The organism is Streptomyces sp. NRRL S-118, from assembly GCF_000716335.1.
Classification (GTDB): Bacteria; Actinomycetota; Actinomycetes; order Streptomycetales; family Streptomycetaceae; genus Streptomyces.
This window is the reverse complement of the sequence record NZ_KL591011.1, coordinates 1,156-20,292: the sequence shown is the minus strand read 5'-3', so window position 1 is coordinate 20,292 and position 19,137 is coordinate 1,156. Positions and strand designations below refer to the sequence as shown.

The window sequence follows — 19,137 nt, the reverse complement described above, 5'->3', positions numbered from 1 at the left end:
TGTAAGACTGTCTCCTTGCACGCAAGCGATCAGTAGGAGCACTCAGTGAGCATCGACAAGCCCGAGGTCGACTTCCCGGGTGGCGAGCCGCCGGCCGACCTGGAGATCAAGGACATCTGGGAGGGCGACGGCGCCGAGGCCAAGGCCGGAGACCGCGTCAAGGTCCACTACGTGGGCGTGGCCTTCTCCACCGGCGAGGAGTTCGACGCGTCCTGGAACCGCGGCGCCCCGCTGCAGTTCAAGCTCGGCGTCGGCCAGGTCATCACGGGCTGGGACCAGGGCGTGCAGGGCATGAAGGTCGGCGGCCGCCGCCAGCTGGTCATCCCCGCCCACCTGGCGTACGGCGACCAGGGCGCCGGCTCGGCCATCGCCCCGGGCGAGACGCTGATCTTCGTCTGCGACCTCGTCGAGGTCGGCTGACCGGTCACCCACGGCCGGTGACAGGCCGTTCCCGAGGGCCCGTGCCACCCCCGGACGTCCGTTCCGGGGCCGCGGCACGGGCCCTCGGCACCGGCCGCGACTTTTCCCGCGACACCCTGGGGCGGTACGTTGACCGGGCGACAACGACTCCATAAGAAGAGGTGCAGGGCGTCGATGGCCATTGCCAAGGCCGAGCGGCTGATGAATCTGGCGCTGTGCCTGCTGGGGACCCGGCGCCCGCTCAGCAAGCGGGAGTTGCGCGGTTCCATCGAGGCCTACCTCGAGGCCGGTTCCGACGATTCCTTCAACCGCATGTTCGAGCGGGACAAGGACGACCTGCGCGAACTGGGGCTGGTCATCGAGACCGTGGAGAACCTCGACGGTGAGACCGGCTACCTCGCCCGCCGCGACTCCAACCGGCTGCCTCCCATCCAGCTGGACGCCGAGGAGGCCGCCGCCCTGGGCCTCGCCGCCAAGGTGTGGCAGCAGGCCCGCCTCGCCGGCGCCGCCAGCGGCGCCCTGCAGAAGCTGCGCGCCGCGGGCATGCCCGAGACGCAGGACGCGTACGACGACCGGCACAGCGCCCTCGAACCGCGCATCCCCGTCCACGAGGCCGCCTTCGAGCCGCTCATGCTGGCCTGCCGCGACCGCCGCCCCGTCGTCTTCGAGTACCGCAAGGCCAACGCCGCCCGGCCCGAGACCCGTCAGGTCGAGCCGTGGACGCTGGAGTGCTGGCGCGGCCACTGGTACCTCGCCGGCTGGGACCGCGAGCGCGGCGCCGAGCGCGTCTTCCGCCTCTCCCGGATCACCGGCAGGGTCCGCTCCCGGGCCGGTGCCTTCACCGCCCCGGTCCCGGACGTCTCGACCGTCCGCGAGACCGTCGAGCGGTGGGCGGGGGAGACCGCGACCCGTTCCGCGCTGATCCGGTTGCGCACCGACTGCGGCTACCCGCTGCGCGCCCGCGCCCTGTCCGTACGGGAACTGGGCGACGGCTGGGACGAGCTGGAGATCCCGTACGGACACGGCCTGGACGCCTGGCTCGTCGAGTTCGGGCCGGACGTCGTCGTACTGGAACCGGCCGATCTGCGGGCCGACGTGGTGGACCGGCTGCGCGCCGTGGCCAAGGGCTGAGGGGGACGTGGGAACGATGGCCACGAACGCGATCGACCAGACCCGGCGGATGCTCTCGCTGGTGACGTACCTCCGTGAGCGCCCCGGCGCCCACGTCGGAGATGTCGCCCGGGCCTTCGGGATCACCGAGGACGAGCTGATCTCCGACCTCGACGTGCTGCCGATGTGCGGCACCAGCTTCCGCGGCGGGGACCTGCTCGACATCGACACCGACGGCGAGCGGATCTGGTGGCACAATCCGGCCGCCCTCGCGGCGGAGGCGGCCGAGCCGCTGCGGCTCGCGGCCGACGAGGCCACCGCGCTGCTGGTCGCCGCGCGGGCCGTCGCCACGCTGCCCGGGCTGCGCGAGGGCGACCGCGAGGCGCTGCTGCGCGCCACCGCGAAGCTGGAGGCCGCGGCCGGTGAGGCGGCGGGGGCGAGCTCCCGGCTGTCGGTGACCTTCGAGTCGGAGGGCGGTGTCTTCGCCGAGGTCGACCGGGCCATCTCGGAGCGGCGCAGGCTCTGGGTGCGGTACTACTCGCCGGCCCGCGACGAGCTGACCGAGCGCGAGGTCGACCCGATCCGCCTCTTCGCCGTCGGCCACACCTACATGGAGGCCTGGTGCCGGCTCTCCGAGGCGCGGCGGACCTTCCGGCTCGACCGCGTGGCCGAGATCCGGATCCTGGACGAGCCGTCGGCGCCGCCGGAGATAGAACTGCGCGACCTGTCCGAAGGGCTGGTCCAGCCGTCGGCCGACGACCCCGAAGTGGTCGTGGAGGTCGGCCCCGGCGGCCGCTGGGTCGCCGAGTACTACCCGCACGACAGCGCCGAGGAACTGCCCGACGGCGGGCTGCGCATCAGCCTGCGGACGCCCGATCCCGCCTCCCTGCGCCGGCTGGCGCTGCGGCTCGGCCGGGACGGCCGGATCGTCACGCCGGCGGACCTGGCCGACAGCGCGCGCAGGGCGGCCGCCGAGGCGCTGGCCGCGTACGACAGCGCTCCGTGAGCGGGGCGAGCGGCGGGGTGCCGGGCAGGAAGGGCTGCAGCGAGTTGAGGAATCGAGGAAATTGAGGGATATGTCCGCGATGTCCGGAACTGTCTCGCCACCGCTCGCGCCGGTCCTCTTCAAGGCCGCCTGTCCCGACTGCCGGGCCCGCTTCGAGCTCGCCGCCGGCTCGTTGCGGCTCGCCATCGGCGCGAGCCGCCGCACCACCTTCTACTCCTTCACCTGCCCCGAGTGCGGCTCCGCCGTCCGCAAGCCGGCGGGCGAACGCATCGTCGAACTCCTCACCGGGGGTGGCGTGCGGACGCTGCGCCTCCACTCCACGGTCTGACTACCCCTAGGCTCTGCGCATGTTCTGGCCCATGCTCGCCATCGCCCTCGGCTTCCTCGGCATCGCCGTCCTCGGCGTCCTCGGCATCCGGGTGTTCCTCGAGGCCCAGCGCCTCGGCCGTCAAGTGACGCGTACCACAGAGCGGATCAACCGCGCCGCCGAGGAACTGGAGCGGGCGGCAACCGACCTGGCCAAGTCGGGAGAGACGTTGCGGTGAATGCATCGGCGGCCTCCTGCCGTCCGGGGCCGGGAGGTACGCTGCTGGTCGCGGCGGTTTCCCACCATCCGCCGCAAACGGGCGTACGCACGGGGATTGCCGGGCGTTCACCCGTGCGCGTTACGATCGCTGACGGTCGCGGTGCGGACACCCGTCCGCCGCCAGGCCGACAGCCCGCCCCATGCCGCCTCGGTGAGAAGGTAGACACCACTTATGTTCCGACAGATCGGCCCCACCGAGATCATCCTGATCCTCCTCGTCGTCGTCCTTCTCTTCGGCGCCAAGAAGCTCCCGGAGATGGCCCGTTCGCTGGGCAAGTCGGCCCGGATCCTGAAGAGCGAGGCCAAGGCGATGAAGTCGGAGGGCCAGCAGCCCGCCCCGGCCGACCCGCCGGCCGAGCAGCCCCCGGCCCAGCGCACCATCAAGGCGGCTCCCGGCGACGTCACCAGCGCCCGTCCGGTCACCGAGCCGTCCGACACCACCCAGCGCTGACCCCAAGGCCGCCCGTTCGCGGCCTGCCGCACGAGATGAGGACGTGGGTTGCTCAAGCCTGCCCGCAGTAAGAAGGAGAAGGACCCCGAGGGGCGCATGCCGCTCGCGGACCACCTGCGCGAGCTTCGCAACCGGCTCGCGAAGGCGATGCTGGCGATCACCATCACGTCCATCGCGGCGGCTTTCTACAGCCAGGAGCTGATGGACTTCCTCTCGTCACCGGTCGAGCGGTGCCCCAAGGGCGTCATGGAGACCGGCGGCAAGTGCGCCACGATCGTCTACAACGACCTGCTCTCGCCCTTCACGACCACGGTCAAGGTGGTCCTGATGGCGGGCATCGTCCTGTCCTGCCCGGTCTGGCTGTACCAGCTGTGGGCCTTCGTCGCGCCCGGTCTGCACCGGAACGAGAAGAAGTACACGTACTACTTCGCCGCCGCGGCGGTCCCGCTCTTCGCGGCCGGTGTCTACGTCGCGTACCTGATCATGCCGGTCAGCATGAAGGTGCTGCTGAGCATCACGCCCGACCCTGCGGCGAACCTCCTCGACGTCGACAAGATCCTGGACTTCACCGTCCGGATGGTCCTGATCTTCGGCTTCTCCTTCGAACTGCCCGTGCTGCTGATCATGCTCAACGCTGCCGGTGTCGTCACCGGCCGGCGGATGGCCGGCTGGTGGCGCGGTGTGGTCATGGGCATCTTCGTCTTCGGCGCGATCGCCACCCCGTCGACGGACCCGCTCGGCATGATCGCCCTCTCGGGGCCCATCATCGTGCTCTACTTCCTCGCGGTCGGCATCGCCCTCCTCAACGACCGGCGCAGGCGGCGCAAGGACCCCGATGCCGAGCTGGACGACGACGAGGCGTCCGCGGTCGACCTCACACCCGCCCCGATCGGCGAGGTGGAGGCCCTGACGTCCACCCGGGCCGCCCTGCCCGAGCAGGCCGGCGGTGACTCCGGCGCCCGCCAGCAGCGGCTGAACGGCTACGACGACATCACCTGACCGGTGGCGGCCCGTGCCCGCCTGATCACCGTGCGCACCGTTGTGCAAGGCGGATTAAAGATCGAGCTGACTGTCAGTGCCGACGGGTAGGCTCGATAACAAGATGACAGAGGACCTCACACCCGCGGAGGCGTACGCGGCTGCCCGGCGCCGCGCCGCCGAGCAGGCCACCGCGTTCGCGCCCTTCCGAGACCTGTACGACTTCGAACTGGATCCCTTCCAGATCGAGGCCTGCCGCGCCCTGGAGGCGGGCAAGGGCGTACTCGTCGCGGCGCCCACCGGCTCCGGGAAGACCATCGTCGGCGAGTTCGCCGTGCACCTGGCCCTGGAGCAGGGGCGCAAGTGCTTCTACACCACGCCCATCAAGGCGCTGTCCAACCAGAAGTACGCCGACCTGGTCAAACGCTACGGAGCCGACAAGGTCGGTCTGCTCACCGGCGACAACAGCGTCAATTCCGAGGCGCCGGTGGTCGTGATGACCACCGAGGTCCTGCGGAACATGCTGTACGCGGGCTCCCAGTCGCTGCGCGGCCTCGGTTACGTGGTGATGGACGAGGTCCACTACCTCTCCGACCGGTTCCGCGGAGCCGTGTGGGAAGAAGTGATCATCCATCTCCCCGACTCGGTGACCCTGGTGTCGCTCTCCGCGACCGTGTCCAACGCCGAGGAGTTCGGCGACTGGCTGGACACCGTCCGCGGCGACACCGAGGTGATCGTCTCCGAGAGCCGTCCCGTGCCGCTGTGGCAACACGTCCTGGCCGGACGCCGGATGCACGACCTCTTCGAGGAGGAGACCGACCACGGCGGCCGCGGCGCCGGCCGGCGCGAGGTCAACCCCGACCTCGTCCGCCTCGCCCGCATGGAGAACTCGCGCCCGTTCAACGGCCGTGACCGCCGGCGCGGCCGGATGAGCGAGGCCGACCGGGAGCGCGAGCGCCGCCAGCGCTCGCGGATCTGGACCCCCGGGCGGCCCGAGGTGATCGAGCGGCTCGACGCCGAAGGGCTCCTGCCCGCCATCACCTTCATCTTCAGCCGGGCCGGGTGCGAGGCCGCCGTACAGCAGTGCCTGTACGCCGGGCTGCGGCTCAACGACGAGGACTCGCGCCGCCGGGTGCGGGAGATCGTCGAGCAGCGCACCGAGTCCATCCCGCCGGAGGACCTGCACGTCCTCGGGTACTACGAGTGGCTGGAGGGACTGGAGCGGGGCATCGCCGCGCACCACGCCGGCATGCTGCCGACCTTCAAGGAGGTCGTCGAGGAGCTGTTCGTGCGCGGTCTGGTGAAGGCCGTCTTCGCCACCGAGACCCTCGCGCTGGGCATCAACATGCCCGCGCGGTCCGTGGTGCTGGAGAAGCTCGTCAAGTGGAACGGCGAACAGCACGCCGACATCACCCCCGGTGAGTACACCCAGCTCACCGGGCGGGCCGGACGGCGCGGCATCGACGTCGAGGGCCACGCCGTCGTGCTGTGGCAGCGGGGCATGGACCCCGAGCACCTCGCGGGGCTGGCCGGCACCCGGACGTACCCGCTGCGCTCCAGCTTCAAGCCGTCGTACAACATGGCCGTGAACCTGGTCGACCAGTTCGGGCGGCACCGCTCGCGCGAACTGCTGGAGACCTCGTTCGCCCAGTTCCAGGCCGACAAGTCCGTCGTCGGCATCTCCCGGCAGGTCCAGCGCAACGAGGAGGGCCTGGAGGGTTACCGCGAGGGCATGACCTGCCACCTCGGTGACTTCGAGGAGTACGCGCGGCTGCGCCGCGAACTCAAGGAACGGGAGACCGAACTGGCCAAGCAGGGCGCGGCGCAGCGCCGGGCGGCGGCCGCCTCCTCCCTGGAGAAGCTCAAGCCGGGTGACGTGATCCACGTCCCGACCGGGAAGTTCGCCGGCCTGGCGCTCGTCCTGGACCCGGGCCTGCCCGCGGGCCGGTCCAACGGACACCGCGGCTTCGAGCACGCGGACGGGCCGCGCCCGCTCGTGCTCACCGCCGAACGGCAGGTCAAGCGGCTGGCGTCGATCGACTTCCCGGTGCCGGTGGAGCCGTTGGAGCGCATGCGCATCCCGCGCACGTTCAACCCGCGCTCCCCGCAGTCGCGGCGGGACCTCGCCTCCGCGCTGCGTACCAAAGCCGGGCACATCGTGCCCGACCGGCACCGCAAGCAGCGCTCCGCCGCCGTCGACGACCGCGAGATCGTCCGGCTCCGCGCGGCCCTCCGCGCGCACCCCTGCCACGGGTGCGACGAGCGCGAGGACCACGCCCGGTGGGCCGAGCGCTACCACCGGCTGCAGCGGGACACGCGGCAGCTCGAGCGCCGCATCGAGGGGCGGACGAACACCATCGCCCGCACCTTCGACCGGATCGTGGCGCTGCTGACCGAGATGGACTACCTGCGCGGCGACGAGGTCACCGAGCACGGCAAGCGGCTCGCCCGGCTGTACGGCGAACTGGACCTGCTGGCCAGCGAATGCCTGCGCGAAGGCGTGTGGGAAGGGCTCAACCCGGCCGAACTGGCCGCCTGTGTCTCCGCGTTGGTGTACGAGGCCAGGCAGTCCGACGACGCCGTCGCGCCGAAGGTGCCGACGGGCCGCGCCAAGGCCGCGCTCGGCGAGATGGTGCGGATCTGGGGACGACTGGACGCCCTGGAGGAGGACTTCAGGATCAACCAGACGGAGGGCGTCGGCCAGCGCGAGCCGGACCTCGGCTTCGCCTGGGCCGCCCACCAGTGGGCCTCCGGGCGGGGACTGGACGAGGTGCTGCGCGAGGCCGAGATGCCCGCCGGTGACTTCGTCCGGTGGTGCAAGCAGGTCATCGACGTCCTCGGTCAGATCGCCGCGGCGGCACCGCGCGAGGACAGCACGGTCGCCAAGAGCGCACGCAAGGCGGTCGACGGGCTGCTGCGCGGTGTGGTGGCGTACAGCTCGGTGGGCTGACGCCCGTTCGCGCACACGCCGAGGGCCCGGCCGGGGAGACCGGCCGGGCCCTCGGCGCGTCTCAGGAACGTCCGGCCGCGGCGAGTTCGGGGGTGCGCAGGACGCGGCCGCCGTGCCCCGGCAGGGGGACGGGCGACGCGGCCGTCCAGCGCGGCGGGAGCGCCCCCGCTCCGCACACCGCGCCGGCCGGCGCACCCGTCACGGCGGCGATGGTGTCCGTGTCGCCGCCCGGGTCGATCGCGGCCGCAAGGGCCTCCTCGAACGAGGACGTGGTCCGCAGCGCCCGGAGCGCCGAGCCGGGGTGTCAGGCATCCGCCGCCGAGCGGCTCTTCGCCCATCGCAGGGTCAGGAAGACCAGCAGGCCGACGGGGGAGAGGAGGATCGTCAGGACCAGCAGGGGCCCGGTCAGCAGCGGGTGCAGGCCGAGCCGGCGTGACTCCAGGAACATCCACTGGCCGATCAGCAGGTCCCAGGCGATGACCTGCGCCCAGATCGCCCCGGCGCCGTCGGCGAGGGCGGTCAGGTCCCGGAAGGCGTCCAGGTCCGGCTCGCGCACAGCGGTCCACAGCTCCGGGAGGACCGGCGCGGCGAGACCCAGGTACACCAGCAGGATGGGGACGACCGTCAGCGGAGAGGCGGCGACGCGGGACGTCCAGGACCAGTTCGGGGCCAGGATCATCAACAGCCAGACGGGCGCGGCCAGGAAGAACGACAGCTCGAAGAGGAAGACGGTCATGCGGTGTGCTCCAGGTCGGCGGGGCGGGCGGCGGGCGCGGGTGCGGGCGGAGGCGGGGGCGTGGGCCGGGTGCGCAGTGCCGCCCAGCAGCCGGCCGCGGTGAGCGCCGCGATCAGCCCCGCGGCGGTGAGCGTCGCTCCGTCCGGATGGTTCAGCGGCTGGCCCCGCAGGGCCTGCCAGGTCGTCAGGGCCAGGACCGCCCCGTAGGCCGCCGAGGCCACGAGCACCAGCCGCAGTCGTACGCGGTCGTCGCGCAGCCGCGGGAAGCGGGGGGCCAGGGCGAGGAGCGCGATCAGGAGGAGCGGCAGCAGTTGCAGGGCGTGCATCCCCACGAAGTGCGGGACGCGCAGGTCACCGCCGGTGGTCGACCAGCCGATGAGCGGCATGCCCGGGCCGCCGTCCGGTACGCCGACGCTGTGTGCGCCGACCGCGTCGGAGACCCCGCGCTCCTGCCCCGGCGCGGGCTGTGTCATCAGGAACCCGATACCCGCGCCGGCCAGCGCGAGCAGTGCGCCCAGCCGGACGGCCCAGGCGGACGCCCGGTCCGCGATCCGCGCGCGGAAGAGGAGGACGGCGATGACGAGCGTCGCGGACCACAGGACGACGACGGTCGCTCCCATGACGGTGAACAGCGTCTCGTCCAAGGGCGTCGCGACGTTGAAGTGGCTGCGCCGGCCGCGTACGACCTGCGTGGTGATGATCGCCATCTCGACGGCGGACGAGGCGGCGACCACGGTGCCCGCCCACCAGCCGGTGCGGCGGAAGCGGGGGAGCAACGACAGCATCCAGGCAAGGGAAAGGCAGTAGGCGACGAACGAGACGGCGAACTTGAACGGCTTGGCCCAGATCGGCGCGCCGGTCAGGATCCGGTCGTCCACGATCAGGCCGACCGCCGAGATGACGGCGAGGACCGCCATGGCGCCGGAGAACAGGACCAACGGCCGGTGCAGGGCTGGCAGTCGGTGCAGGGCTGGCAGCCGGTTCGAGAAGGACATGGAACCCCCCGGGGAATGGATGGATAGCGGCGCTCTCCACTATCTGATAGCTCGACTATCTATGATGAGAGGTGTCATGGCAAGGGTGAGTGGGGCGAGAGGTGGCGCGGCGGGCATGCGCATCGGTGAGTTGAGCCGGCGGACCGGGGTGTCGGTACCGACGATCAAGTACTACGTACGGGAAGGGCTGCTTCCCGCCGGGCGGCTGACCAGCCCCAACCAGGCGCACTACGACGACGCCCACGAGCGCCGGCTGCGGTTGGTCCGGGCGCTGCTCGACGTGGGCGGCCTGTCGGTGGCGGCCATCCGCGAGGTGCTCGACGCGGTCGACGACAGCGAGCGCCCGGTGCACAAGGTGCTCGGTGAGGCCGCCGTCCGCATCGCGCCGCGCCACGGCGGCGAGCCGGACGCGGAGCTGGAGGCGGCGCGGACCACGGCGAAGGAGCTGATCGCCCGGCGGGGCTGGCGGGTGAACGCGTCCTCGCCGCAGAGCGAGGCGCTCGCCGGGGCGCTGGCCGCCTTCGGCCGGGTGGGGCACGCGGACTTCGTGCAGGTGCTGGACGACTACGCGGCTGCGGCGGAGCGCGTCGCCGCCGCGGACCTCTCGTACGTGGCGGGCAACGCCAAGCGCGAGGACGTGGTGGAGAGCGCGGTGATCGGCACGGTGCTGGGTGACGCGGTGTTCGTCGCCCTGCGGCGGCTGGCGCACGTGGACGCGTCGGCGCAGATGTACGGGGACGGCGAGAAGCCTGCGCCGGGGCCTGGGGCGGCCCCGGAGCCCGGGTGTTGAGCGTTCCGCCTGCCCCTGAGGCTGGAGCCTGAAGCCAGGGGTGACGCGGCCGGGCGCAGCGAGCCCCGGGTCTCGCGGTCCGGGTCTCCTGGGCGGGGCGCGGTGTGCGGTGCGCGGACCGCCGGGCCCGCCCGGGACGGGCATGCCAGCCCGGGGGCTCGCGGCCCGGTGAGCCGAAGGCCCCCTATGGTCCGTGGCCCTCCCGCCTTGACGGGTCGGCGAAGGGATGGCACGCGACGCACCGTGCACCGCGTGCCCCGCAGGAGCCCCCGGGCCACTGGTGCGGCCAGGCGGCAGGGCCCCCGGCCGACGGTGCCGGCCGGGGGCCCTGTGGTGCCGGGCGGGGAGGTCAGGCGGCTGCGGGCGGCTCCTGCTCGCGCTCGACCTGCGCGTTCCAGTCGCGCTTCACCGCGCGCCATGCCTCGTCCGTCTGGCCCAGGCGCCAGTAGCCCGAGATGGAGAGCCGGTCGCGCGGTATGCCGCGCTCCAGGCGCAGGTGGCGGCGCAGGTCCTTGACGAAGCCGGCTTCGCCGTGGACGAAGGCGTGCACGTCCCCGGACGGGAAGGCCAGCTCCTCCACCGCGGCCAGGAGCGCCTCGCCGACCGGGCGCGCGCCACGGTGCAGCCAGCGGAGCTCGACGCCGGAGGGAGCCGCGATCTTCTGCTCCTCGGCGGGGGAGTCGACCTCGATGAGGGCGTGCCCCACCGCACCCTCCGGCAGCCGCTCCAGCGACGCGGCGATCGCCGGCAGCGCGCTCTCGTCCCCCGCCAGCAGGTGCCAGTCCGCCGCAGGGTCCGGCGCGTACCCGCCGCCCGGCCCCAGGAAGCGCACGATCTCGCCGGTCTCGGCACGCGCCGCCCACGGGCCGGCCAGCCCCTCGTCGCCGTGCACCACGAAGTCGACGGTCAGCTCGCGCTGGTCGGCGTCCCACGCCCGTACCGTGTACGTCCGCGTCGTCGGCCACTGGTCGCGCGGGAACTCCTCGCGGATCCGCTCCATGTCGAACGGCTCCGGATAGGTCACCCCGGGGGCGGCGAACAGCAGTTTGATGTAGTGGTCGGTGTACTCGCCCGTCGCGAACGCGGACAGGCCCTCACCGCCGAGGACGACGCGCACCATGTGCGGCGTGAGGCGCTCGGTACGCACCACCCGGGCCTCGTGGGCCCTGGGTGCCTTGCGGGCAGGCTGGTCCGCCACGGTGATTCCCCCGTCTCCCGGAAAGGATGTCTGCTTAGGCTTACCTAAGCTAACACCTACTTCCGGAGAGTGGAGAGCAACCGGTCGAGCGAGCCCCCCAGCCCCCAGCGCTCCGCCAGCTCCTCCAGCTCCGCCGGCCGGGCCGGTCCGGCGGGCAGTGCCGGGTCGAACTCCGGCAGCGGCACGTCGTCGGCCACCCGCACCACCTTCGGCGCCACCGCCACGTAGTCCCGTGCCTCGTCGAGCCGCCTGCGCTGCGCCGGCGTCAGCTTCGACGCCCGGTCGTCGACCGCCGCCATGATCCCGGCCAGGTCCCCGTACGTCGCCAGCAACTTCGCGGCGGTCTTCTCGCCGATGCCCGGCACCCCCGGAAGCCCGTCGCTCGGGTCGCCGCGCAGCAGCGCCAGGTCGGCGTACCCCGGCCCGTCCACGCCGTACCTGGACCGCAGCCAGTCCTCGTCCGTCACCTGCAGGCTGCCGACGCCCTTGAGCGGGTACAGCACCCGCACACCGCGGGCGTCGTCCACCAGCTGGTACAGGTCGCGGTCCCCGGTCACGATGTCCACCGGCCCCGCCGCCCGCCCCGCGAGCGTGCCGATGACGTCGTCCGCCTCGTACCCGGCGACGCCCACGCGGGCGATCCCCACGGCGTCCAGCACGGCCTCGATCACCGGCACCTGCGGTGACAGCGTGTCCGGGACCTCCTCCTCGTCCGGCCCCGCCCCCGGCCCGGCCTCCTGGGCGACCCGGTGCGCCTTGTACGACGGGATCAGCTCCACCCGCCAGTGCGGCCGCCAGTCCGCGTCCATGCACGCCACGAGGTCGTCCGGCCGGTGGTCCTGGACGAGCCGGGCGATGAAGTCCAGCAGCCCCCGTACGGCGTTCACGGGCGTGCCGTCCGGGGCCCTCACGGAGTCCGGCACCCCGAAATAGGCGCGGAAGTACAGGGAAGCGGTGTCGAGGAGCATCAGGCGTCGCGTCACAACCCCGATCATGCACCACCCCACCGACAGCCAGCCGGAGCCCCTGGACGGCCGCGGTGAAGCGGATCACCTTTCCGTCTGCCCCAGGGGCACAGGGGCGGGCGCGGCTCCGCCCCATGGCCTGCCGGCCGGGGGAGGCAGGCCGTTTCCGTTCGATGCGTGAGGTGCAGGTGTCCAGACTCCGGGCCGAGCACCTGTGCAACGTGTTCGGCAGACGGCCCGGCGAAGCGGTCCGCGGACTCGGAGACGGCGCCGGCGGAGACGAGCTGCGCGCCGACGGTACGAGCTGCGCGCCGACGGTACGACAGCGGCGGTGACCGACGCCTCGTTCACCGCGACCCGGGCCGGATCCTCGTCGTGATGGGTCCGTCCGGGTCCGGGAAGTCCCCCTGCTCCGCATGTTCGACGGTCTGCTGGAGCCGGCCTCCGGCCGTGTCCTCTTCGACGGCTGCGCGACGCCATCAGCTCGCTCGTCACCGGACTGCACGACGGCATCGACGCGGCCCCGACCGTACCGGAACCACTGCTCCTCGCCGGCGTCCTCGCGGTCGTCGCCTGCGGACACCTGGGGCAACGGCGACGGGGTGCACACCCTCGCCCGCAAGGGGCCCGCCCCCGACCACCCCCGGGTCGCCGAGTGGCTCCGGGACTACCGGCTGAGCGAAACAGCTCACCGACCTGGAGGCGACCATCCGGCGGACAGGCAAGGGCGAGGAGCGGCAGGCCGTCCACGCCTGGCCCGGGGAGAACCCCGGCCTCGCCGACCAGCCGGCCCCCACCCCGCAGGCCCTCGCCGAGCGCCCGGCCGAGGGCCGGCACCGTCGCCGGGACGGGGCCCGCCCTCCGCCTTTCCCCTCCGTTGCGCTACTCGGTGGTACCGCCGCTGCGTAAGGTGGTCGGAGAGGGAGGGAGCCGAAGAGATGGACGACAAGGAGACGCTCCGCGTGGGAGCGGCCGTCCGCAGGAGGCGCAGAGCACTGTCGCTCACCCTCGCCGCGGTCGCCGAGCGCAGCGGGCTGTCCGTTCCGTTCCTCAGCCAGATCGAGAACGAACGCGCCCGCCCCAGTACCCGGTCCCTGGAGCGCGTCGCCGACGCCCTGGAGACCACCGCCGTGGAGCTGCTGTACGCGGCCGACTCGACCCGCACCGTCGACGTCGTACGGGCCGGTGACGCCTCCGGTGTGGAGGGTGTACGGCCTCTGGTGCGCGGTGAGCACCAGATGCACGCGGACGAGTTCACCGGCGAGCACGACGCCGGACGCGAGCTCGTCCTGCGCAACGACGCCCTGCTCTACGTCGCCGACGGCGCCGCCCAGGTGGAGGCGGAGGGCCGGGCGTACCGGCTGGAGCGCGGTGACACGCTCTACCTGTCCGGCGGCGTGCGTCACCGCTGGCGCGGCACCGGCCCGGCCACCCGCATCCTGGTGGTGGCCGTCGCCGAGCACCTCGGGACGGCGCCGCACGATGGCTGACGTCCGCCGTGTCGTCTCGCTCGTCCCGTCCCTCACCGAGACCGTCGCCGCCACGGCCCCCGGCCTGCTGGTCGGAGCCACGGACTGGTGCACCCACCCCGCGGGACTGGATGTCACCCGTATCGGCGGCACGAAGAACCCCGACGTCGCCGCCGTCGTGGCCCTGCGCCCCGACCTCGTCGTCGCCAACGAGGAGGAGAACCGCGCCCCCGACCTGGCCGCCCTGCGCGCCGCCGGGCTGGAGGTGCTGGTCACCGAGGTCCGCACCCTGGAGCAGGCGTTCGCCGAGCTCGACCGGGTCCTCGCGGCCTGCGGGGTGCGCGGCCGGCCGCGCTGGCTGGACGAGGCCGAGGCGGCCTGGGCGGCGCTCGCGCCCGGCCCGTGCCGCAGGGCCGTCGTGCCGGTCTGGCGCCGCCCCTGGATGGTGCTCGGACGCGACACCTTCGCGGGCGACCTGCTGGCCCGGCTCGGCGTGGCCAACGTGTACGCCGGCCACGCCGAGCGCTACCCGCGCATCCCCCTGGACGAGTTGCGCGCCTCGGGCGCCGACCTCGTCGTTCTGCCGGACGAGCCGTACCGCTTCACCGCCGACGACGGACCCGAGGCGTTCGACGGCCTGCCGGCCGCGCTCGTCGACGGACGCCACCTCACCTGGTACGGGCCGTCCCTGGCGACGGCTCCCGGGGCGCTGCGAGCAGCGCTCCGCTGACCAGGCCCCGCACGGTCCGGGACGCCGCCACCAGCCACGCCACGACGAGCACCGCGTACAGCAGCACCGCCAGCCAGCGCAGCGCGGCCAGTCCGGTGTGCCGGGCCAGTCCCTCCGCGCCGGTCACGCACGTACCGACGGGGAAGGTGAAGGCCCACCAGGTCATCGCGAAGCCCATGCCCCGGCGTCGCGCCCTGAGCACCATCGAACCGGCCAGCGCCAGCCACAGCAGCGCGAAGCCCATCACCGGCACGCCGTACAGGATCGCGATCGCCCCGCCGTACGCGACACCGGGCGCCGCGTCGGCGAAGGTGCTCGCGGCCGTCGTGGACTGGCCCAGCGGCCCCAGGACCAGGAAGAGCGTCGGTGTCAGCGCGAGCGGCAGCGGCCCGCCGGTCAGCAGCCTGCCGAGGACCAGCGGCAGCATCACCAGGGTGGCCAGCAGGCTCAGCCCGAACATGCCGTAGCAGGCGAACAGCAGCGTCCGCTGCCACTGGCCCGGCGGCAGATGCGGCACCAGCAGCGGGCCGAGCGCCGCCGACACCATCGGCGAGACCACCGGCAGCAGCCAGACCGGCGAGGCGCCCTCGCCCCGGTTGCCCCCGTGGTGCACCACCATCAGGTACGGGATCGTCACGGCGACGGTCAGGGCGACGGCCGTGCCGGCCGCGTACAGCGCCGCGTCCACGGCGACCGCCGCCTCCGGACCGATCACGTCCCGGCCCACGATCAGCGTCCCGCCGCCGACCGAGACCAGTGCCATCGCCAGACAGCCGTAGAAGGGTGCCACGGCCGGGTCCAGCAGATGGGCGCGCGCCTGGTCGCGGTGGCGCGCCCAGTGCAGCGCCCGGGCCGCCAGGAGGGTCATCAGCATCAGCAGGGACAGCGCCCACACGGCGGTGCAGGCGGCGCGCAGGCCCGGCACCCGCAGGGGGAGGGTGGCACCCGCGTTCCCGACGATCGCGGTCCCCATCACCGTCGCGTACCAGTTGGGCCCGAGGTGCCGGACGGCCAGGGTGCGGGGGAGGGAAACGGGATGCGCGAGGGTTGCCATGCTGCCACCCTGACCTGGGGAAATGGCCCCCACCAGGGATCTTGTCCCTATGACCCCATAAACTGAAGTTATGAGCATCGCGCATCGTGTGCCCGATCTGGGCGCCCTGGAACTGCTTCTCGCCGTCGCCCGGCACGGCAGCCTGGGGCGTGCGGCACGCGAGGTGGGCATCACCCAGCCGGCCGCGAGCAGCCGCATCCGTTCCATGGAGCGACAGCTGGGCGTCGCCCTCGTGGACCGCTCGCCGCGCGGCTCCCGGCTCACCGACGCGGGCACGCTGGTCACCGACTGGGCGCGGCGCGTGGTGGAGGCCGCGGAGGCGTTCGACGTCGGCGCGCAGGCGCTGCGGGACCGGCGGGACTCGCGGCTGCGGGTGGTCGCCTCGATGACCATCGCGGAGTACCTGCTGCCCGGGTGGCTGATCGCGCTGCGTGCCGAGCGTCCCGACACGGCCGTGTCGCTCCAGGCCGGGAACTCGGCGGCCGTCGCCGAGCGGCTGCTCGCCGGCGAGGCGGACCTCGGCTACGTGGAGGGCCTCGCCGTGCCGGAGGGCCTCGACTCGGCGGTCGTCGCCCACGACCGGCTGGTGGTGGTCGCGGCGCCCTCGCACCGGTGGGCCCGCCGCCGCGGCCCGGTCGGCGCGGCGGAACTGGCGGCGACGCCGCTGATCCTGCGCGAGTACGGCTCCGGCACCCGCCAGGTACTGGACGCGGCCCTCGTGGAGCACGGCGGGCTCGCGGACCCGCTGCTCGAGCTGGCCTCCACGACGGCCGTGAAGGCGGCGGCGGTCAGCGGCGCGGGCCCGGCCGTCCTCAGCGAGCTCGCCGTCACGGAGGAGCTCGCCTCCCGCCGCCTCGTCGAGGTCCCCGTGGAGGGCGTCCGCCTCCACCGCGCCCTGCGCGCGGTCTGGCCGACGGGCCCCCTCCCGACGGGCCCGGCGCGGGACCTGCTGTCGCTGGCACGGGGGTGAGGACGCGGCGGACGGCGCCAACTCCGGCGGTAGGGTCGCCTTTTGACGTCCGGGGAGCAACATGGTCGCTGGTTGCTGTCCGGAACGCGCATCACGCGGCAGTCCGCAACGGGGAAGGAGTCGTACCACATGGGGTGGGACGAGTGGGAACAGCTGAAGGCCGATTCCGGTGACAGAGGTTCCTCGCGAATGCAACTGAACGAGGCGCCGAGCGAGAAGGGCGGCGGTGGCGGGCAGGGTGACCTCAGGGCCGATCGGCAGGACCTGGCCGCCGTCGGGGACAGCGCCTTCAAGCTCTTCGAAGACCTCGGCCGGTACGGCCGTGACGCGTGGTCCAGCAGCCAGAGCGCCGCCAAGGACCTCAAGACGCAGGAGTTCGAGCTGGGCGGCGCCCTGGACACGGTGCAGGAGCGCTGGGAGAAGTCGCTGACGACGCTCCTGGACGCCTGTGCGCACATCTCCAACCACATGGACTTCACCAAGAAGGCCCACGCGGGCGACGAGTACCACATCGCTTCCACCGTCAGCAGTATCGCGACGCTGGACAAGGGCTTCGACGAGGGGAAGAAGCGCTGATGGACCTCGAGGCACTCCGCAACGCCAACTTCGCCTCGCTCAGCACCGCGATCGGGGACTGGTCCAAGGTGGTCGCGAACCTGACCACCATGGAGAAGCGTGCACGGGACGACATGAAGGCCAAGGCCGACCGGGCCGACTGGGCCGGCGTCAACGCCACCGTCTCGCGCAGCTTCATCTCGAAAACGACCGGTGAGTTCTCCGACGCGCTCACCCAGGCCACCTCCATCCGGGACATCCTGAAGGACACCCACGACGAGCTCGTGAGGTTCCGCGACGAGCTCAAGAAGGCCATCGACGACGGCTTCGAGAAGGACAAGCTCTCCGTCTTCGGGGAGAAGGGCGGCGGCTTCCGCGTCATGCCCGCCGTCCACCCCGAGCCGCCCGGCACGAAGGAGAAGGCCGAGGCGCTGCGCGACACCGTCCAGCGCATCCTCAACCAGGCCACGACCAGCGACTCCACCGCTGCCCGGGTGCTGCGCGCCCTCGCCGAACAGGCGGACCACGGCTTCTCCGGCGCCAAGTACGGTGACCGTGACTCCGCCGCCGACGCGCTGAAGAAGGCCGACGCGATGGCCGAGCTGGCCAAGGACGCCAAGAAGATGTCGCCGGAGGAGTTCGCGGAGTTCCAGCGGACCATGGCGAAGTACAAGAACGACGAGCTGTTCGCCGCCACCTTCGCGACGAAGCTCGGCGCCAAGGAGACGCTCCAGTTCTGGAACGACGTCGCCGAGCTCAACGCGGGCGCCCGGGGCGACGACCTCAAGCGCCTTCAGGCGCTCCAGCAGGACCTGAGCATCACGCTGGCCAACGCGACGCGTTCGGACGCCGACGGCATGGAGGCGTGGAAGAAGAAGGTCCTCGACGAGGCGACCACGGCCTTCCGGACCAACCCTTCGGACCCGTTGCGCCCGAACGGCGCCATGGGCTACCAGGTCATGAGTAGCCTCATGCACCACGGCACGTACGACACCGAGTTCCTGAACGCCTACGGCAAGCAGCTCCTGAAGATGGACATGGCCCCGGCCGGCAGCGTCGGCATGGGCACCAACGATCTGTGGAAGGCCGGGAACATCACGGACCTCGTCTTCGGCAAGGACGACGGACGTGACCCGCTGATCGGCTACATGAAGGCCCTCTCGCACAACCCCGAAGCCGCGCTCGACACGTTCGACGACAAGAAGGTGTTCGAGCACATGCTGGAGAGCACCCGGTACACCGACCGCGACGGTGCGGTGGCGCACGCCCTCGAGGCGGCGGTGACGGGCTACGGGGATGGGGAGAAGTCGACCGACATCAGGCCGCACACCAAGGCCCAGGTGGCACTCATGCAGCAGGTCATGCACGCGGTCGCGCAGCCGGAGACCGGCGCCCAGCTCGTGAACAAGGCCACGGGTGAGAGCTTCGGCGACATGGCGGCGGCCTACATGCCGGAGATCAGCCGGTCCATCGCCGGCCGGGGAGGCGAGACGATCTTCTGGTCCAACAGCGAGGCCCCCGGCGACCTCAACAAGTTGGACGTCACGCGCTTCCTGTACGAGACGGCCAGGGATCCCATGGGCCGCGCCGCGATCATCGTCGGGGAGAGCGTCTACACGGCCAGCTCCCTGGAAGCGCACATCGCCCGGCCGGAGCTCTTCGGCGGGACGACAGAGGACGCGGTCAAGAGCATCTCCAAGAACGCCGGCATCATCGAGGGAATCGTGGGGCACTCAGTCGCGGACGCCCATATCGAGGGCGAGCTCAAGGGGGAGAAGGAGACGAACGACGCCTTGAAGACCAAGGGTGATGTGATCAAGGCATTTGTCGCCGCGGGCGTCGGGGTGGGCAGCGTCGTGCTGGTCCCGGCGGGCCCGGCTGCGACCGTTACAGGAGGCGCGGCCAGTGGCTTCTTCGGCGGCATGGCCGGCATCGCCGTGGACCGTCTCGTGGAGAGCCAGCAGGCCCAAGGCGCACTGGACAGGGCCCTCTACACCTCCGGGCAGGATCTCAACGACTCCCTGGAATCGGCCAACGTGCAGACGCAGCAGAGCGCCATTGACGCCATCGAAAAATACGAGTCCAAAGAATTGGTTGAAGATGCGACGCGAAACATGATCCGCGTGGCGATTCAGGATGGATGGAATGCCAGCGACACCATGCTGGAGGACGCA

The 19,137-nt window shown here is 72.2% G+C and carries 19 protein-coding genes and 2 pseudogenes; 15 read left to right on the top strand and 6 right to left on the bottom strand.

What is annotated here, in order from left to right; translation table 11 throughout:
• Positions 1-45 precede the first annotated feature (45 nt).
• From IH00_RS0119770 to IH00_RS0119735, 8 genes are all read left to right on the top strand, one after another.
• Positions 46-420 (top strand): FKBP-type peptidyl-prolyl cis-trans isomerase, encoded by a 375-nt coding sequence (locus IH00_RS0119770; protein ID WP_031075395.1) that lies wholly within the window; start codon positions 46-48, stop codon positions 418-420.
• 174 nt (positions 421-594) lie between these two features.
• Positions 595-1,551 carry a helix-turn-helix transcriptional regulator gene (locus tag IH00_RS0119765; protein ID WP_031075393.1) on the top strand — a complete coding sequence of 319 codons (957 nt, stop codon included), beginning with the start codon at positions 595-597 and terminating at the stop codon, positions 1,549-1,551.
• A gap of 16 nt (positions 1,552-1,567) precedes the next feature.
• Positions 1,568-2,536 (top strand): helix-turn-helix transcriptional regulator, encoded by a 969-nt coding sequence (locus tag IH00_RS0119760; RefSeq protein ID WP_031075391.1) that lies wholly within the window; start codon positions 1,568-1,570, stop codon positions 2,534-2,536.
• Between the two features lie 79 nt (positions 2,537-2,615).
• Positions 2,616-2,864 carry a CpXC domain-containing protein gene (locus tag IH00_RS0119755; protein ID WP_391812603.1) on the top strand — a complete coding sequence of 83 codons (249 nt, stop codon included), beginning with the start codon at positions 2,616-2,618 and terminating at the stop codon, positions 2,862-2,864.
• Between the two features lie 19 nt (positions 2,865-2,883).
• Entirely contained in the window at positions 2,884-3,081 is a 198-nt protein-coding gene (locus IH00_RS0119750) for a hypothetical protein (RefSeq protein WP_031075387.1), read from the top strand.
• A gap of 213 nt (positions 3,082-3,294) precedes the next feature.
• A complete protein-coding gene (gene tatA / locus IH00_RS0119745) occupies positions 3,295-3,573 on the top strand; it encodes a Sec-independent protein translocase subunit TatA (protein ID WP_031075385.1) in 279 nt (92 codons plus the stop codon).
• A 96-nt stretch (positions 3,574-3,669) separates the two neighbouring features.
• Entirely contained in the window at positions 3,670-4,572 is a 903-nt protein-coding gene (tatC, locus tag IH00_RS0119740) for a twin-arginine translocase subunit TatC (RefSeq protein ID WP_052411514.1), read from the top strand.
• A 103-nt stretch (positions 4,573-4,675) separates the two neighbouring features.
• Positions 4,676-7,501: a DEAD/DEAH box helicase gene (locus tag IH00_RS0119735; RefSeq protein ID WP_031075382.1), complete on the top strand. Its 2,826-nt coding sequence runs from the start codon at positions 4,676-4,678 to the stop codon at positions 7,499-7,501.
• Between the two features lie 61 nt (positions 7,502-7,562).
• Here the strand turns inward: IH00_RS0119735 and IH00_RS40360 are convergent.
• The 3 genes and pseudogenes from IH00_RS40360 to IH00_RS0119720 form a co-directional block, all read right to left on the bottom strand.
• Positions 7,563-7,799 (bottom strand): annotated as a pseudogene (locus tag IH00_RS40360) (ADP-ribosylglycohydrolase family protein); the annotation flags it as partial.
• 6 nt (positions 7,800-7,805) lie between these two features.
• Positions 7,806-8,237 carry an ABA4-like family protein gene (locus IH00_RS0119725; RefSeq protein WP_031075381.1) on the bottom strand — a complete coding sequence of 144 codons (432 nt, stop codon included), beginning with the start codon at positions 8,235-8,237 and terminating at the stop codon, positions 7,806-7,808.
• Complete coding sequence (locus IH00_RS0119720; RefSeq protein WP_039947239.1) at positions 8,234-9,154, bottom strand: hypothetical protein; 921 nt, start codon at positions 9,152-9,154, stop codon at positions 8,234-8,236. Before IH00_RS0119720 ends, IH00_RS0119725 begins: the two co-directional genes overlap by 4 nt.
• A gap of 193 nt (positions 9,155-9,347) precedes the next feature.
• Here IH00_RS0119720 and IH00_RS0119715 point away from each other — a divergent pair, with 193 nt between their 5' ends.
• Positions 9,348-10,022, top strand: a complete 675-nt coding sequence (locus IH00_RS0119715; protein WP_031075378.1) for a MerR family transcriptional regulator — start codon at positions 9,348-9,350, stop codon at positions 10,020-10,022.
• A gap of 349 nt (positions 10,023-10,371) precedes the next feature.
• Here IH00_RS0119715 and IH00_RS0119710 read toward each other — a convergent pair whose 3' ends face one another.
• Both IH00_RS0119710 and IH00_RS0119705 read right to left on the bottom strand, forming a co-directional pair.
• Positions 10,372-11,220, bottom strand: a complete 849-nt coding sequence (locus tag IH00_RS0119710) for a siderophore-interacting protein (protein WP_031075370.1) — start codon at positions 11,218-11,220, stop codon at positions 10,372-10,374.
• Positions 11,221-11,276: 56 nt separating this feature from the next.
• Positions 11,277-12,188: a 5'-3' exonuclease gene (locus tag IH00_RS0119705; protein WP_031075369.1), complete on the bottom strand. Its 912-nt coding sequence runs from the start codon at positions 12,186-12,188 to the stop codon at positions 11,277-11,279.
• Between the two features lie 170 nt (positions 12,189-12,358).
• Between IH00_RS0119705 and IH00_RS44160 the strand changes: the two are divergent.
• The 3 genes and pseudogenes from IH00_RS44160 to IH00_RS0119690 all read left to right on the top strand — a co-directional run.
• A pseudogene (locus IH00_RS44160) lies at positions 12,359-12,652 on the top strand (ATP-binding cassette domain-containing protein); the annotation flags it as partial.
• A 471-nt stretch (positions 12,653-13,123) separates the two neighbouring features.
• Positions 13,124-13,675, top strand: coding sequence for a helix-turn-helix domain-containing protein (locus IH00_RS0119695; RefSeq protein WP_031075367.1), 552 nt, complete (start codon positions 13,124-13,126; stop codon positions 13,673-13,675).
• Positions 13,668-14,384, top strand: a complete 717-nt coding sequence (locus IH00_RS0119690) for a helical backbone metal receptor (RefSeq protein WP_031075365.1) — start codon at positions 13,668-13,670, stop codon at positions 14,382-14,384. The genes IH00_RS0119695 and IH00_RS0119690 overlap by 8 nt, the downstream gene beginning before the upstream one ends.
• Here IH00_RS0119690 and IH00_RS0119685 read toward each other — a convergent pair.
• Positions 14,323-15,438: a TDT family transporter gene (locus IH00_RS0119685; protein ID WP_031075362.1), complete on the bottom strand. Its 1,116-nt coding sequence runs from the start codon at positions 15,436-15,438 to the stop codon at positions 14,323-14,325. The two genes, IH00_RS0119690 and IH00_RS0119685, sit on opposite strands and share 62 nt — an antisense overlap.
• Positions 15,439-15,508: 70 nt before the next feature.
• Between IH00_RS0119685 and IH00_RS0119680 the strand changes: the two genes are divergently transcribed.
• The 3 genes from IH00_RS0119680 to IH00_RS0119670 form a co-directional block, all read left to right on the top strand.
• Positions 15,509-16,408: a LysR family transcriptional regulator gene (locus IH00_RS0119680; RefSeq protein ID WP_031075360.1), complete on the top strand. Its 900-nt coding sequence runs from the start codon at positions 15,509-15,511 to the stop codon at positions 16,406-16,408.
• A gap of 129 nt (positions 16,409-16,537) precedes the next feature.
• Positions 16,538-16,984 carry a hypothetical protein gene (locus IH00_RS0119675; RefSeq protein WP_031075358.1) on the top strand — a complete coding sequence of 149 codons (447 nt, stop codon included), beginning with the start codon at positions 16,538-16,540 and terminating at the stop codon, positions 16,982-16,984.
• Positions 16,984-19,137, top strand: a 2,154-nt coding sequence (locus IH00_RS0119670) for a DUF6571 family protein (RefSeq protein WP_052411511.1), incomplete at its 3' end; no start/stop codon positions are given. The genes IH00_RS0119675 and IH00_RS0119670, both read left to right, overlap by 1 nt.

Coding starts and splice junctions, on each gene's coding strand:
- IH00_RS0119765 (WP_031075393.1), top strand. CDS start 595: ATGGCCATTGCCAAGGCCGAGCGGCTGATGAATCTGGCGCTGTGCCTG.
- IH00_RS0119760 (WP_031075391.1), top strand. CDS start 1,568: ATGGCCACGAACGCGATCGACCAGACCCGGCGGATGCTCTCGCTGGTG.
- IH00_RS0119755 (WP_391812603.1), top strand. CDS start 2,616: ATGTCCGGAACTGTCTCGCCACCGCTCGCGCCGGTCCTCTTCAAGGCC.
- IH00_RS0119750 (WP_031075387.1), top strand. CDS start 2,884: ATGTTCTGGCCCATGCTCGCCATCGCCCTCGGCTTCCTCGGCATCGCC.
- tatA (WP_031075385.1), top strand. CDS start 3,295: ATGTTCCGACAGATCGGCCCCACCGAGATCATCCTGATCCTCCTCGTC.
- tatC (WP_052411514.1), top strand. CDS start 3,670: ATGCCGCTCGCGGACCACCTGCGCGAGCTTCGCAACCGGCTCGCGAAG.
- IH00_RS0119735 (WP_031075382.1), top strand. CDS start 4,676: ATGACAGAGGACCTCACACCCGCGGAGGCGTACGCGGCTGCCCGGCGC.
- IH00_RS0119725 (WP_031075381.1), bottom strand. CDS start 8,237: ATGACCGTCTTCCTCTTCGAGCTGTCGTTCTTCCTGGCCGCGCCCGTC.
- IH00_RS0119720 (WP_039947239.1), bottom strand. CDS start 9,154: ATGGCGGTCCTCGCCGTCATCTCGGCGGTCGGCCTGATCGTGGACGAC.
- IH00_RS0119715 (WP_031075378.1), top strand. CDS start 9,348: ATGCGCATCGGTGAGTTGAGCCGGCGGACCGGGGTGTCGGTACCGACG.
- IH00_RS0119705 (WP_031075369.1), bottom strand. CDS start 12,188: ATGCTCCTCGACACCGCTTCCCTGTACTTCCGCGCCTATTTCGGGGTG.
- IH00_RS0119695 (WP_031075367.1), top strand. CDS start 13,124: ATGGACGACAAGGAGACGCTCCGCGTGGGAGCGGCCGTCCGCAGGAGG.
- IH00_RS0119690 (WP_031075365.1), top strand. CDS start 13,668: ATGGCTGACGTCCGCCGTGTCGTCTCGCTCGTCCCGTCCCTCACCGAG.
- IH00_RS0119685 (WP_031075362.1), bottom strand. CDS start 15,438: ATGGCAACCCTCGCGCATCCCGTTTCCCTCCCCCGCACCCTGGCCGTC.
- IH00_RS0119680 (WP_031075360.1), top strand. CDS start 15,509: ATGAGCATCGCGCATCGTGTGCCCGATCTGGGCGCCCTGGAACTGCTT.
- IH00_RS0119675 (WP_031075358.1), top strand. CDS start 16,538: ATGGGGTGGGACGAGTGGGAACAGCTGAAGGCCGATTCCGGTGACAGA.